The organism is Frigoribacterium sp. CFBP 13712, from assembly GCF_014842255.1.
GTDB lineage: Bacteria > Actinomycetota > Actinomycetes > Actinomycetales > Microbacteriaceae > Frigoribacterium.
In genome coordinates this window covers 21,384-33,978 of sequence record NZ_JACYVH010000009.1, presented here as the reverse complement: position 1 = coordinate 33,978, position 12,595 = coordinate 21,384, and the positions used below count along the sequence as shown (strand labels likewise).

Genomic DNA, 12,595 nt, shown 5'->3' with positions numbered 1-12,595 from the left:
CATGTCGACGACCGGTCCGGGCGCCATCGCGGCGGGGCTGATCGTCCTGGCCGTCATGGTGGTGGGGGCTCTGCTCGTGCCCTCCGCCGCACGCCGGGGCGCCCTCCTCGTGGTCGCGCTCGGGCTGCTCGTCGGCACCGCGTCGTCGGCGGCGCCTGAGAGCATCCGCACCGGGGCCGTCCACGGCGCGATCGTGCTGCTGGCCGTCGCCGCGGTGCTGCCGGGGGCGCCCGTCAGGCGGCGAGGCGGCGTCGTCGTCGGACTGACGGGGCTGTCGTTCGGCCTCGCCCTCGTGACCACCGCCATCGGCTACCCCGAGGCAATCGGTCTGACGCTGCGGGTGGGAGTGCTCGCCGTGGGCGCCGCCTGGTGCCTGCTGCGCGTGACGGAGACCGACCTCCGAGTGCTCGGGGTCGGCGTCGTCGTGATCGGCCTGCTCGAGGTCGCGCTCGGTCTCGTCGAGTTCGTCACGGGCGACCCGGTGCCCTGGGGGCTGCGCCACCGCGACGTGAACGCGTACGTGCTGGTGAACACGCTCCTCCCCGGCGGGCTCGAGCGGGTCCAGGGCACGCTCGGGCACCCCATCCCCTACGGGGTCGTGCTCTGCGTGGCCTTCGTGGTGACGATCACCGCGCGGCGCCGCGTCCCCGGCCCGGTCAGGGTGCTCGTCGGCTCGGCCCTGGTCGCCGGGATGCTCCTCTCGGGCAGTCGCAGCATCGTGCTCGCCGCCGTGCTCGCCGTCGCGGTGCTGATCGTGTCGGCCACCGAGGGGCGCGGGGTCGTCCGTGCCGCGGCGGCGCTCCTCGGGGTCGTGGTCGTCGTCGTCGTGTTCGTCGACGAGCTCGGTGTGGCGTCCGACCGGTTCCTGTCGTCCGGTTCGTACGAGAACCGGGCCGGGACGCTGCGATCGGTGCCGCGCCTCCTCGGTCGCCCGTTCGCCGAGGTCCTGTTCGGCAGCGGTGTGGGCACGGTCGAGCGGCTCTACGACGAGGGGCTGTTCCCCCAAGACGGGTTCTGGGTGCTCGACAACCAGCTCGTCACCACCCTCGCCACGCAGGGGGTGGTCGGCGTCGCCCTGATGATCGCCGTGCTCGTCGTCGCCCTCGCGACGCGCGATCCCTTCGCCCGGGCCCTCTGCGCCGTCTTCGTCGGGATGCTCGTGACCTTCGACTACGTCTTCTGGCCTTCTATGACCGTCCTCGCCGCCGGGGCGACGGCGCTCGCGGGCCGACCGACCGTGCCCGACCCCCGCCGACCGGAGAGCCTCGCATGACACCCACTCGCTACCCGTCCCGTCGTCCTGCCGCCGCGATCCCGGACGGCCCCCTCGGCCCGTCCGGGCGGCGCCCGCGAGTCGCGGTGATCGGGACTCGCGGCTACCCCAGCCACTACGGCGGGTTCGAGACGGCCGTCCGCCGACTCGCCCCCGCGCTCGCCGACGCCGGGTGGGACGTCACCGTCTACGGTCGACCCGGGGCGACGAGCGCCGACGGCGCCGACCCGCGCATCCTGCGCCGCGAGACCCGAGGGCTCGAGACCCGGTCGCTCAGCACATTGACCTACGGGTTGACCGCGATCGTCGACGCCGTGCGGAGGCGCCCCGACGTCGCATTGGTGATGAACTGCGCGAACGGCTTCTGGCTGCCGCTGCTGCGCTGGCGCGGCGTGCCGACGCTCGTCAACGTCGACGGCATCGAGTGGGAGCGCGCCAAGTGGGGTCGCGTCGCCCGCGCGGTCTTCCGTGGCGGGGCGATGGCGACGGCGCGCTGGGCGGACCGCATCGTCTGCGACGCCCGCGAGATCGAGCGTCGCTGGCTCGACGAGTTCGGGGTCGAGGGGGTCTTCGTGCCGTACGGAGCCGACGAGCCCGACCCGACCACCGCCGAGCTGTCGATCGCCGACGCACACCTCGAGCCGGGCGGCTATGCGCTGTTCGTCGCTCGCTTCGTCCCCGAGAACACGGTGGCGGAGTTCGTCGCGGCGGCCGAGGTCGTCGCTCGCCGGCACACCGTGGTGATCGTCGGGTCGAGCGGCTACGGCGGCGAGCTCGACGACCGCGTGGCCGAGCTGGCGGCGCGCTCGCCGAAGATCGTGCACCTCGGGCACCTCCGCGACGACCGCCGTCTCTTCGCCCTCTGGCGGAACGCGGGCGTGTACTTCCACGGGCACAGCGTCGGCGGCACGAACCCGGCACTCGTGCAGGCGATGATCTGCGGCGCCCCGGTCGTGGCCCGCGACACCGTGTACAACCGCGAGGTGCTCGGCGCGGCCGGCGTCTTCGTCGCCCCCGAGCCCGGCGCGATCGCCCTCGCCGTCACGGATCTGCTCGACGACGCCGGGCGACGGGCCGAGCTGGGCGAGGCGGGGCGGCGGCGGGCCCGGAGGCACTACGCGTGGAGCGACGTCTGCGCCGCCTACGAGACCGAGCTGCGCGCCCTCCTCGGCTGAGTCGGCTGAGTCGGCTGCGTCGGCTGAGTGGGCGGGGACGGCTGTGTCGCTGGCGTCTGGCGGGCCGAACCCGACCGCGCCGGTGGGCTTGGGCGTGCCGAACCCGACAAAACGGTGCCGAAACGCTCCTCATCGCCCCCGAAACCGCCTTCAGACGCCGACTTGGTCGCGATTTGCACGCACGAGGCGGAGGAGACGGGGCGAGGTGGAGGAGGCGGCGGGGCGTGCGGCCGGGCTCAGGACGGCGCGGGGCTGGGCTCCTCGGTCGCGCGGGGTGGGCGCGGCTCCGAGACCGCGGCACGCTTCCGCCCCTGCGGCCCGGCGGACCCGTACCCGTACCCGTACCCGTACCCGTACGCCTGCGGCCCGGTCGCGGGAAGCATCGTCGCGACGACGCCGAACGACGTCGCGTCGAGGGCCGTCAGCATCTCGAGGGCGGCGGTCAGCTGCCCTCGGGTCGATCGGCCCGCCGCGGCCACGACGATCGCACCGTCGGCGAGGCGGCTCAACACGGCTGCATCGGTGACCGGCAGCAGCGGCGGGGCGTCGAGCAGCACGTGGTCGTAGTGCCGCGCGAGCTCGGTGAGCAGATCGGCCATGCGGTTGCTCCCCAGCAGCTCGCTCGGGTTCGGCGGCAGCGTCCCGGCCGGCAGCACGTCGAGTCCGCCCCGCCCCCACGGCTGGACGGCGTCGGCGAGACTCGCCTTGCCGAGCAGCACGTCGGAGACCCCGACGACCCCCTCGAGGCCCAGCACGTCGGCGAGCCGAGGCAGGCGCAGGTCGGTGTCGACGACGATCACCCGCGACCCGGTCTCGCTGAGGGCGATCGCGAGGTTCGCCACGGTCGTCGTCTTGCCCTCGGCGGGCAGTGCGGACGTGACGACCAGGCAGCGCGCCGTCCGGTCGAGGCCGATGAACTGCACGCTCGTCCGCAGCGAGCGGAACGACTCGGCATGCGGGCTGCGCGGGTCGGCGGCGACGACCAGAGGTCTCTGCTCGGCGTCGCGGTCGAAGCCGAGCGCCCCGAGGAGGGTGCCGCCGGTGACCGCCTCGATGTCGGCGCGACTGCGGATCCGCGTGTCGAGACGGGCTCGGAGCGCCGCGGCCGCGACGCCGACGGCCAGGCCGGCGAGGCCGCCCAGCAGCACGTCGACGGCGAGGTCGGGGCTGGACGGCGCCGTCGCGACCACCGGGGGAGCGAGCGTCTCGACCCCGACGAGACTCGTGCCGCCGGGCGCGGGGGTCTCGAGCTCGTCGACGACGACCGTGCGGAAGCTCTCGGCGATCGCCCCGGCCAGACTCGCGGCCCGTGCCGGGTCCGCGTCGACGACCGTGATGCGGATGTTCACGGTGTTCACCGGGGTCTCGGCGGACACCTGCGGGGCGAGCGACGAGAGGGTCGTCCCGTCGTCGAGCTCGTCGACGACGGGCTGCAGCACCCGCGGGCTCGTCGCGACGCCGACGTACGACTGCACCCTCTGCTGGGCGGCGGCGTTGCCCTGGACGAGTTCGCCCGCCGTCGTGGCCGCCGCAGAACGGACCGACACGAAGAGGAGGGTCGACGACGTGTAGAGCGGGGTCGTCAGCGCGACGACGGCCGCGCCGGCGGCGACGCCGACCAGTGTGATCGCGACGACGAGCAGGGCGGACCGGCGCAGGGCGCCGACGAGGTCGAGAAGCGTCATGAGCCTGTCGTCCGTTCGGTGGTGGGGTGGAGGTGCGGTGCCAGTGCGCGCAGCCGCTGCAGCGCGTGGTCGAGGGATCGCTCGATGGTCAGCTCGGAGGCGTTCGCGTGCACGTGGTCCGAGACTCGGCGCCGCAGATCGGCGTCGCCGCGGAGGTCGCGGACGGCGGAGTCCCACGCGTCGTGGTCGCCGAGGGGCAGCACGAATCGCCGCCGGAGCTCGGGATCGACGTACAGGGCCGGTGCCGCGCCCGTCCCGTCGCTGAGCAGCACGGGCACGCCGGCCGACGCGGCCTCGACCGGACTGCGGCCGAAGGCGTCGCGGTACGAGGTCGTCACGGCGATGCCGGCGTCGCGCCAGAGTCGTTCGGCCGGCAGCCAGCCGACCCAGTCGAGACCGGGGATCCGTCGACGGCGGAGTCCGTCTTCCAGCGGACCGGAGCCGTGGAGGCGCGCCGGACCCCCGACGCGACGCACGAGATCGAGGTACTCGCCGGGCCCTTTCTCGACCGAGAGCCGACCCGCCCAGACGAGCGGCCCCTCCTGATCGCCGTGGCTCGTGCGGGGGAGACCGGGTACGCCGGCGGGCACGATCGCGGGCACCCGCGCCCTCGACACCTGGCCGGCGAGCAGCGGGGAGGTCGCCCAGACGTCGTCGAGGGTGCGGAGCGCCCTGGACTCGAGGGCGGTGAGCAGCCGTCGACGGAGACCACGCTGCTCGCCCGCCGCGGGCCAGGGCAGACCCCGCACCCAGGCGACCCGCGGTGCGTGGCGCAGGGCGCGCGACGCCGCGACCACCATGTCGCTCTGCGGCACCAGCGACACCACGACGTCGGCCCGTCGGACGTCGGGGTCGGCGTGCACGGCGCGATGCACCTCGCGGAGCACGTCGACGCCGTGGCGCACGAGCATGGTCTCGGTGACCCCCGGGGCGTCGATCGGCGCCCCGGCCGCGTCGGGCCGCATGCCGAGGAGGGCGGTCCAGGGGAGACCCCGCGCCCGGGCGGCTGCGACGAGGTCGTGGGCCGAGCGGTGCACGCCGCTCCGGGCCATCAGCGGGGCGGCGACGAGAGCGACCCTCATCGGGGGTTCCGCGCGACCGACGCCGGGGCGAGGGCGCCGAGGACGGTCTCGGCCTTGAGTCGCCAGGTCGCCTCGCGGGGGATGGCGGCCGGGCGGCGGGCGACGCGGGGGCCCGACCGGCTCCAGGCGCCGATCCGGTCGGCGTGCCGATCGAGGGGGAGGACGGCGACCTCGTCGAGGCCGCGGCGATCGCAGCCGTCGACCGGGGTCGTCAGCACGGGCAGCCCGGCCGCCCGGTACTCGTAGGTCTTGATGATGTCGCCCCCCACCTCGCCCCCCGCCTCGGCCCCGACCCCGCCGCCCCGGCCTCCGGCCCGCTCCCCGCTCCCCACCCGGTGCGGCACCCAGCCGACGTCGAAGGTCCGCAGCAGGGCGGGCACGTCGTCGTAGTGCACGTCGCCGAGCAGCGTCACGTTGGGCAGCGACGCGAGGGGCCGGTGGTACTCGCGGTCGAGCACGGGGCCGGCGAAGACGAAGCGCACGTCGGGCTCGGCCTCGGCGCAGGCGACGATGCCGCCCAGGTCGAGACGCCGTCCGATCTTGCCGACGTAGCCGACGGTGAGCGGACCCGTCGCGGCCGACGTGCTGTCGAACCGCTCGGGGTCGCAGCCGTTCGGCAGCAGCACGACGTCGTCGCGGCCGAAGCGGCGGGCGAGCTCGACCGTGCCCTCGGCATTGGCCGTCACCTGGCAGGCCGAGGCGAAGGCGGCGGCGTAGGCGCGCTCGACGTCGGATCGGATGCCCGCGAACGCGTGGTGCACGGTCCAGTCGTCGAGCAGGTCGAGCACGGTCGTGCGTCCGGTCACGAACGGGTTCGCGTGCGGGAGGGCGAGTGCCGTGAAGGGGTTCCACACCACGGCGGGGACATCGCACCAGGCATGGGTCAGCCCCGGGTAGGCGTCGGCGGAGCGGACCCACCACCGCCGTCGGTCGCGCGGGTCGGGCAGCCGCCAGGTGGTCGTCTCGATCGGCCGCGTCCCTGCCGCGACACCGGGGGGCCCGCCCGGTCGTCGCCGCCCCGGCCGCCCGCCCCGCCACGACGCCCCGACCGCGAGCACCGCAGGCTCCGGTCGCGAGACCACGGCGACGCCCCCGCGGTCTCCCGTCAGCCGCCCGAGCCACTCGACGAGGTGGGCGTCGCGCGTCCGGTACCCCTCGGTCGTGAATTTGGTCTGCCCGTGCATCGGGTAGGCCAGGACGGCGGGCGTGGGTGTCGCGCGGTGCGTGTGCATCACGACAGTTTTGTTCACCGGCATGTGGCACGTCAAGGCGACATGCCACGGGGGGAGGCGCGGGTCGGGATGGTCTCGACCCGCGCCTCCTCGGTTCCCCGCCTCGGGCGGTGCCGCCCAGGGCGGCCGGGTGTCAGCCGATCAGCGACGGTCGGAGGTCGCGGAGGGTCCGTCGGCGGGTCATCCGGGCGGCGGCCAGGTACGAGACGAGCAGGGCTCCCAGCAGCCAGCAGGCGAGCACGCCGGCGTCTCCGGCAGCGGTCGGGAGGCTGCCGCCGTACATCACCTGGCGCAGTCCGTCGGTGGCGTAGCTCATCGGCAGGGCGAAGTGCAGGGCCGCCAGCGGAGCGGGCAGGGTCTGCCACGGGAACGTGCCGCCGGCGGTGACGAGCTGCACGACCATCAGCACGAGCCCGAGGAACTGCCCGACGCTGCCGAGCAGCACGTTCAGCATCATGATGATCGCCGCGAACGTGGCCGAGGCCAGCACCATCAGCCCCACCATGGCCCAGGGGTGCACGACGTCGAAGCCGAGCGGGCCGGTCACGATGCCGAACAGCGCCACCATCTGCACCAGGCCGAGCAGCGCGGGCGCCAGCCAGCCGGCGGCCACGACGCGACCCGGCGCCTTGACGGCCGTGATCGCCCGCTTCGACAGCGGCTTGACGATCAGGAACAGCGCGTAGATGCCGATCCACGCCGCCAGGCTGATGAAGAACGGGGCGAGCCCGGCGCCGTACGTGCCGGCGCTGGTCAGGGCGCGATCGGTGACGGACACCGGGTCGGAGATCGCCGACGCCTGGTCGTCACGGCTCGAGTCGGTGCTCGCCGGGATCTGCGCGAGCCCGTTCTGCAGCCCGTCGGAGAGGGTCGTGCTGCCGTCGCGCAGCTGCACGAGGCCGTCGTGCAGATCGACGGTGCCGGTGGCGAGCGTGTCGAGCCCCGACGCGAGTGTGGTCGCGCCGGTGTCGAGGGTGCCGAGGCCGTCGGCGAGGGAGGCGGCGCCCGAGTCGAGCGTGCCGAGTCCGGTCGCGAGGTCGGTCGCCCCCGAGGCCGCCGTCGCGGCGCCGGTCGACAGCTGCGCCGAGCCGTCGGCGGCCGACGAGATGCCCGAGGTCAGCGCCGGGGTCTGCTCGGCGAGGGTGCTCGTGCCCGCGGCCACCTGGTCGGCACCGGCGGAGAGCTGCGCGACCGAGCCGTTCAGCGCCTGCAGCTGCGTGTTCGCGCCGGTCAGTCGTGTCGTGAGGTCGTCGGTGACGGGGGCGAACGTGGCCGCGATGGCCGCGATCTGATCGGCGTCGTAGCCCTGCGCCGCCAGAGCGGCGGCGATGTCGGACTGCGCGGCTGCCTGCGCCTCGGGCAGCGCGTCGACCGCGGTCTGACTGTCGGCGGCGGCCCCGGCGACGGTCGTCGCCAGTTGATCATTGCCGGCCGCCACCTGGGCGGCGCCGTCGGCGAGCGCCTGCGTCTGCGCGGGCAGCTCAGCGGTGCTCGAGCGCAGCTGCTGCAACCCGGCGTCGAGCGTCGTCGCGCCGGTGCTCAGCGCTCCGACGCCGTCGGCGAGTGTGCGAGCGCCGGTGTCGGCCGAGGCGGCCCCCGTCGCGAGCCGGTCGGCGCCGTCGTGGGCGTCGGAGGCGCCGGCAGCGAGCCGGTCGGCGCCGTCACGGGCGTCGGCCGCACCCGCGGCGAGTCGATCCGCGCCCCCGACGCTCGTCCCGAGGCCGTCGTTCAGCTGCGCGGCGCCGTCGGCCGCGTCGCCCAGGCTGGTGCGGATGTCGGACAACCCGACGAGCAGCTGCGTCGCGGCCTCCTTGCCGACCCGCTCGGTGACCGACGCCCGGATCGTCTTGGCGGCCTGCTCGGCGATGGTGGTCGACAGATAGCTGTTGGAGTCGTTGGTCGCGAGCACGATCTGCGCGCGCTGCGGGTCGTCGCTCGACGCCGACACGAGGTCGGCGCTGAAGTCCGTCGGGATCGTGAACGTGAAGTCGTACGTCCCGTCTTCGAGGCCGGCCCGCGCCTCCTCGGCGGTCGTCTCGTGCCAGTCGAAGTCGCCGCCGTCGAGCACCTCCTTCGTCACGTCGGCGCCGTAGTCGACGGTCTCGCCGTCGGACACGGCGCCCGAGTCGGCGTCCACCAGCGCGGCGGGGACCTTGTCGAGCTTCGCGTACGGGTCCTGATTGGCCCAGAGGTACAGGCCGCCGTAGAGCAGCGGCACCGTCATCAGCGCGACGAGGGCGAGGCGGGCGAGCCCCGTCGAGGTCAGCCGCTGGAACTCGGAACGGACGAGGGTGACGATCTTCACGAGGGGTCGCTTTCGGGTGTCGGAGACGGGGCGTCGTCGTCGACGTCGGGCGAGGGGATCGAGGCCTGGGCGAGGGCCGCGTAGCTCGTCACGGTGAGCACCGTGTAGTCGCGGGCGACCAGGTCGTCGACGACGCCGAGCCAGGCGTGCACGTCGCCGCCGTGCCGCTCGGGCGTCGTGAGCACGACTCCGCGCACGTCGGGGCGCAGCACGGCCAGTTCGGTGAGCAGTCGCACGCGGCGCTCGGTGGGGAGCGCGTGCAGGCGGGTGCGCCGGTGCTCGTCGAGACCGAGCGACTCGACGAGGAGGGAGACGGAGGCGCGGTCGCTGCGGAGACCCGCCAGGGCGAGCTCCTCGCGGGCGACCTGCGAGACGGTGAGCGAGGCGAACGGCTCGGCCACGCCGGGGGTGTCGACGAGGGCGAAGGAGGCGCGGATCGCGTCGGCGTCGTCGCTCCCGTCGAGCAGGACGCGGCCGCGTTCGGGTGCCATCCGCCCGCCGGCGACGAGGCTCGCGACGGTCGGGCCGTTCTCGGTCTCGACGGCGACGAAGCCGGGGAGGCCCCGGTCGGCGGTGACGGTGAGCGGGGCGAGAGGGGCGCCGGGGCCGTCGCCGACGGCCGCGTCGAGCAGCTCGAGTCTCATGCGGACACCGCCGCGTCGGCGGGGTCGCCGAGGGGTGCGGAGGCGTCGGCGGGGGCGCCGCCGGCCGCCGGGGCGCCCAGCTCGAGTTCGGGGCTGCCCGCGATGAGCTCCTGGGCCTCGCGCCAGCCGAGGCCGACGACGGCGAGCACGGCCAGCATGACGAGCCGGTGCCCCTCGGCGCGACCGAGATCGCGCGCGGTGGCCTCGTCCAGCACCGACAACGCGGCACCCTCGACCAGGTGAGCGAGCGTGTCGACGTCGATGTCGGAGCGCATCCGCCCCTCGACGACGCCGCGCCGGACGGTCTCGCGGACGAAGGCCCGCAGGGGCGCCAGCGCCTCGCCGACCACGTGCATCAACGGGCCGCGGACGGTCAACTGGGCCATGACCCGCACGTGCTCGACCTCCGACCACAGGCGCGCGCCGAGGGCGGCGAGCTGCACGACCGGATCGCTCGAGCTCGGCTGCACGACGGCCGCGGCCCCGATGCGCGCCGCGCCGCGCAGCGTCACCTCGCGCACGAGGTCGTCGCGGGTCGCGAAGTGCCCGTAGACGCTGCGCCGCGACAGGCCCGCCTCGGCCGCGATGGCCTCGAGGGGCACCCCCGGGTCGGTGTTCAGGAGGCGCACGGCGGCCGCCATCAGCGCCTCGCGGTTGGCGGTGGCGTCGCGCCGGGGCGCTCGCCGGGTCGAAGGAGTCGTGGTCACGGTGCGATCTTACGATCTTGCACAGTCGTGTGCAACATGGCTCCCTGGGTCGTCACGACGTGGCCCCAATTCGTGGGGCCGTTCCCGCGTCCACTCGTACCTCTCGAGTGCCTCCCCTCGATGGAAAGACCTTCTCATCAGCGCTTCGTCCGGCCGTGTCCGCATTTGAGGGGACGATGAGCGGAACGCAGGCATTGTCCCCATTGCGAATGCGTCTGGATCGACGGGCGCTCCCCCCAGAGACTCGTGAGCGGTCTCGCTCGGAGATCCCCTCGCCGCCCGCGGCGATGACGTCACCAGGACCGCATGCCCCAGCCCCACCCCGACCGCACCGTCGCCACCCGCTTCTCGGGGCCGATGGCCGTCCTCGTCACCCTCGGGCGGCCGTTGCTCGCCTTCCACCTGGAGATGTACCGACGCGACCTCGCGTCCGCCGTCTTCCCCCGCGACGAGCGCAGCCCGGCGATCACCGGGCCGTCCCCCGAGCGGATCGCCTTCATCGGCAGCATCGCCGTCGCGGGCATGGGCGTGCTGAGCCACGGCATGACGACATCGAGTCAGGTCGCCTCGCGCGTGGCTCACTCCCGGGGTCGAGGCCTCACCTGGTCGGAGCTCACCTCGCCCGTCCTCACGGCGCGCACCGCCGTCACCATGTCGTCGCTCTCGGCCGAGGGGGCCAGCGCGGCCGTCGTGTTCCTCGGGATCGCGGACGTGCTGTCGGCCACGAGCCCCAGCGCGTGGGAGCGCGATCTGCGGCTGCTAGTCGGCCGCATCCGGCAGGAGGCCGGCGAGGAGTGCGCCGTGGTCTTCGCCGCCATCCCGCCGATGGCCCAGTTCCGACCGATCCCGCCGCTCGCCTCCCGCCTGATCACGGGGCAGGTCGACCGGCTCAACGCGGTCACCGAGCGCCTCTCGCGCGAGCTGATCGGCGTCGACCACGTCGACTTCCCGCTCGCGGCCCTCGCGGACATGACCGTCCGCGACCTGTTCTCGTGGTCGACCCTGCACCGCCGGTGGGCCGAGATCGTCGCACCGCGCGTCCATGCGGCACTGATCGGGGTCGACGCACGACGACGGGTCGCCCACCGGTGAGTGGACGACCCGTCATGGGCCTCAGCCGCATCTAGCTCCGTCTGACGCGCTGGAGCGCGTCAGCGCTCGCGGCGCGAACGCTGGCGCGTTCGCATCTAGCCGCGAGCGCCCATCAGGTGCTCGACCGCGAGCTGCTGCAGGCGGACGAAGCCGTAGCCGTGGCCGCCGAAGTGCGCGTCGGCGTCGAAGTCCTCGTACGAGGCGCGGTCGGCGAGCAGGGCGTCGTAGCCTTCGCCCTCGGCGAGGGTGGGGGTCGACAGCTCGGCGACCTGGCTGGCGACCAGCGCCTCCTGCACCTCGGGGTCGGCGCGGAACGCCTGCGCGCGCTCCTTCAGCAGCAGGTACATGCGCATGTTGGCCGCGGCCGACTCCCAGACGCCGTCGATGGTCTCGGTGCGCGACGGCTTGTAGTCGAAGTGGCGGGGGCCGGTGTACGACGGGCCGCCCTGAGGGGCGCCGTGCTCGAGCAGGTCGACGAGGGAGAACGCGTTCTGCAGGTCGCCGTGACCGAAGACGAGGTCCTGGTCGTACTTGATGCCGCGCTGACCGTTCAGGTCGATGTGGAACAGCTTGCCCTGGTAGAGCGCCTGAGCGATGCCGGCCGTGAAGTTCAAGCCCGCCATCTGCTCGTGGCCGACCTCGGGGTTGACGCCGAACAGCTCGGGGCGCTCGAGCGTGTCGATGAACGCGATCGCGTGGCCGAGCGTCGGCAGCAGGATGTCGCCGCGGGGCTCGTTGGGCTTCGGCTCGATGGCGAAGCGCAGACCGTAGCCCTTGTCGGTCACGTACTGGGCGAGCATGTCGACGCCCTCCTTGTAGCGCGACAGGGCGGCCTGCACGTCTTTGGCGCTGTCGTACTCGGCGCCCTCGCGGCCGCCCCACATGACGAAGGTCTCGGCGCCGAGCTCGGCGGCGAGGTCGATGTTGCGCAACACCTTGCGGAGCGCGAAGCGGCGCACGCCGCGGTCGTTGGACGTGAACCCGCCGTCTTTGAAGACCGGTGCGCTGAACAGGTTGGTGGTGACCATCGGCACGACGATGCCGGTCGCGTCGAGCGCGCCCTTCAGGCGGTCGATCTGCTTCTGGCGCTCGGCCTCGGTCGACCCGAAGGCGAAGAGGTCGTCGTCGTGGAAGGTCAGGCCGTAGGCGCCGAGGCGGTCGAGGTTCTCGACGGCCTCGACCACGTCGAGGTCGGGGCGGGTGGGGCCGCCGAACGGGTCGGCTCCGGTGTAGCCGATCGTCCAGAGGCCGAACGAGAACTTGTCTTCGCGGGTGGGGGTGACGGACATCGGTGTCCCTTTCATGGTCGATGGCGCGAGTCGCCGGAGGCGCTGGTCGCGATTGTTGTCGCTTACAACTTATACGTCCGAGGCGGCTCGGTCGAGGGGCTGCGGCCATTT

10 protein-coding genes are annotated in these 12,595 nt (G+C 73.9%); 3 read left to right on the top strand and 7 right to left on the bottom strand.

All coding sequences use genetic code 11. From position 1 onward, the window contains the following. The first annotated feature begins 1 nt into the window (after window position 1). Both IFT51_RS13225 and IFT51_RS13220 read left to right on the top strand, forming a co-directional pair. Complete coding sequence (locus tag IFT51_RS13225; RefSeq protein ID WP_192061559.1) at window positions 2–1,273, top strand: hypothetical protein; 1,272 nt, start codon at window positions 2–4, stop codon at window positions 1,271–1,273. Next, window positions 1,270–2,448 (top strand): glycosyltransferase, encoded by a 1,179-nt coding sequence (locus tag IFT51_RS13220; protein ID WP_192061558.1) that lies wholly within the window; start codon window positions 1,270–1,272, stop codon window positions 2,446–2,448. The genes IFT51_RS13225 and IFT51_RS13220 overlap by 4 nt, the downstream gene beginning before the upstream one ends. 236 nt (window positions 2,449–2,684) lie before the next feature. Here IFT51_RS13220 and IFT51_RS13215 read toward each other — a convergent pair whose 3' ends face one another. The 6 genes from IFT51_RS13215 to IFT51_RS13190 form a co-directional block, all read right to left on the bottom strand. Continuing rightward, window positions 2,685–4,133 carry a polysaccharide biosynthesis tyrosine autokinase gene (locus tag IFT51_RS13215; protein ID WP_192061557.1) on the bottom strand — a complete coding sequence of 483 codons (1,449 nt, stop codon included), beginning with the start codon at window positions 4,131–4,133 and terminating at the stop codon, window positions 2,685–2,687. After that, complete coding sequence (locus IFT51_RS13210; RefSeq protein WP_192061556.1) at window positions 4,130–5,215, bottom strand: glycosyltransferase family 4 protein; 1,086 nt, start codon at window positions 5,213–5,215, stop codon at window positions 4,130–4,132. The genes IFT51_RS13215 and IFT51_RS13210 overlap by 4 nt, the downstream gene beginning before the upstream one ends. Then, complete coding sequence (locus IFT51_RS13205) at window positions 5,212–6,447, bottom strand: glycosyltransferase (protein ID WP_206758088.1); 1,236 nt, start codon at window positions 6,445–6,447, stop codon at window positions 5,212–5,214. Before IFT51_RS13205 ends, IFT51_RS13210 begins: the two co-directional genes overlap by 4 nt. Before the next feature lie 133 nt (window positions 6,448–6,580). After that, a complete protein-coding gene (locus IFT51_RS13200; RefSeq protein ID WP_192061554.1) occupies window positions 6,581–8,752 on the bottom strand; it encodes a YhgE/Pip family protein in 2,172 nt (723 codons plus the stop codon). Continuing rightward, window positions 8,749–9,396: a hypothetical protein gene (locus IFT51_RS13195; protein ID WP_192061553.1), complete on the bottom strand. Its 648-nt coding sequence runs from the start codon at window positions 9,394–9,396 to the stop codon at window positions 8,749–8,751. Before IFT51_RS13195 ends, IFT51_RS13200 begins: the two co-directional genes overlap by 4 nt. Continuing rightward, on the bottom strand, window positions 9,393–10,103 hold the full coding sequence (locus IFT51_RS13190) for a TetR/AcrR family transcriptional regulator (RefSeq protein ID WP_371740807.1): 711 nt from the start codon (window positions 10,101–10,103) through the stop codon (window positions 9,393–9,395). The genes IFT51_RS13195 and IFT51_RS13190 overlap by 4 nt, the downstream gene beginning before the upstream one ends. A gap of 306 nt (window positions 10,104–10,409) precedes the next feature. Here IFT51_RS13190 and IFT51_RS13185 point away from each other — a divergent pair, with 306 nt between their 5' ends. Beyond that, window positions 10,410–11,195: a GDSL-type esterase/lipase family protein gene (locus tag IFT51_RS13185; protein WP_192061552.1), complete on the top strand. Its 786-nt coding sequence runs from the start codon at window positions 10,410–10,412 to the stop codon at window positions 11,193–11,195. Between the two features lie 95 nt (window positions 11,196–11,290). Here IFT51_RS13185 and xylA read toward each other — a convergent pair whose 3' ends face one another. Next, window positions 11,291–12,484 carry a xylose isomerase gene (gene xylA, locus IFT51_RS13180; RefSeq protein ID WP_192061551.1) on the bottom strand — a complete coding sequence of 398 codons (1,194 nt, stop codon included), beginning with the start codon at window positions 12,482–12,484 and terminating at the stop codon, window positions 11,291–11,293. Window positions 12,485–12,595 lie beyond the last annotated feature (111 nt).

What these genes read in the sequence shown, in the direction of transcription:
- IFT51_RS13225 (WP_192061559.1), top strand. Translation starts at nt 2, where the DNA reads ATGTCGACGACCGGTCCGGGCGCCATCGCGGCGGGGCTGATCGTCCTG.
- IFT51_RS13210 (WP_192061556.1), bottom strand. Translation starts at nt 5,215, where the DNA reads ATGAGGGTCGCTCTCGTCGCCGCCCCGCTGATGGCCCGGAGCGGCGTG.
- xylA (WP_192061551.1), bottom strand. Translation starts at nt 12,484, where the DNA reads ATGTCCGTCACCCCCACCCGCGAAGACAAGTTCTCGTTCGGCCTCTGG.
- IFT51_RS13185 (WP_192061552.1), top strand. Translation starts at nt 10,410, where the DNA reads ATGCCCCAGCCCCACCCCGACCGCACCGTCGCCACCCGCTTCTCGGGG.
- IFT51_RS13220 (WP_192061558.1), top strand. Translation starts at nt 1,270, where the DNA reads ATGACACCCACTCGCTACCCGTCCCGTCGTCCTGCCGCCGCGATCCCG.
- IFT51_RS13215 (WP_192061557.1), bottom strand. Translation starts at nt 4,133, where the DNA reads ATGACGCTTCTCGACCTCGTCGGCGCCCTGCGCCGGTCCGCCCTGCTC.
- IFT51_RS13195 (WP_192061553.1), bottom strand. Translation starts at nt 9,396, where the DNA reads ATGAGACTCGAGCTGCTCGACGCGGCCGTCGGCGACGGCCCCGGCGCC.
- IFT51_RS13205 (WP_206758088.1), bottom strand. Translation starts at nt 6,447, where the DNA reads ATGCACACGCACCGCGCGACACCCACGCCCGCCGTCCTGGCCTACCCG.